The sequence below is a fragment of the Oceanivirga salmonicida genome (genome assembly GCF_001517915.1).
Classification (GTDB): domain Bacteria; phylum Fusobacteriota; class Fusobacteriia; order Fusobacteriales; family Leptotrichiaceae; genus Oceanivirga; species Oceanivirga salmonicida.
The window spans coordinates 1-669 of the sequence record NZ_LOQI01000156.1 but is presented as its reverse complement, the minus strand read 5'-3'; the positions used below and the strand labels follow the sequence as shown (position 1 = coordinate 669).

1 protein-coding gene is annotated in these 669 nt (G+C 21.5%); it reads right to left on the bottom strand.

What is annotated here, in order from left to right:
• On the bottom strand, positions 1-626 hold a 626-nt coding region (locus AWT72_RS08715; RefSeq protein WP_156413148.1), incomplete at its 3' end, for a hypothetical protein.
• Between the last annotated feature and the right edge of the window lie 43 nt (positions 627-669).

The following is a 669-nucleotide window of genomic DNA, read 5'->3' as shown; positions in this document are numbered from 1 at the left end:
TAAATATGATACCCTTCTTCACTATCATCAGGAATTCTTTCTTCTACGTACATTATTAATACTGGATAATCTCCCATATACTCTATATATTTTCCCCAATCTATATCTTCATATTTTATTTCTTTATTAAAAAATTGCTTTTCTCTTTTTGATTCTTTTAAAACATATTCACTATAATTATCAGTATTGTAAAGTATTTCAGGAATAATAACATAATTTTTAATATTAACATTTTCCCAACCAAGATTATAATAAATTTTATTTTTTTTATCAAAATTTTTATGCCTTAAAATCAATAATTTAAATTTTACAGCTTCTCCATTTTTCCAATCATCATTTAAGAATATTTTAAATATTCTTTCTTTATTATTTTGTATATATTCATCTATTTTTTCAAAATGATTTCCTTTTGACTTATCATATAGAAGTTCATTTATTATATATTCTTTTTCTCTAACATGATGAATATCTAGTTTCAAATCATCTTCTTTCCAATTACTTTTATAATCTATTTTAAAATAATTTGTTTTTAATTTTTGGGGCTTATTATGTTCTACAGTATAGCCTGATGCTTGCGGTACTCCAAAAGAACTATAATGGTATACCGATATTTCATTCTTATTCATTATTATATTTTTTTGTTCTTTATATTCCTTATTTTCCTTTTTT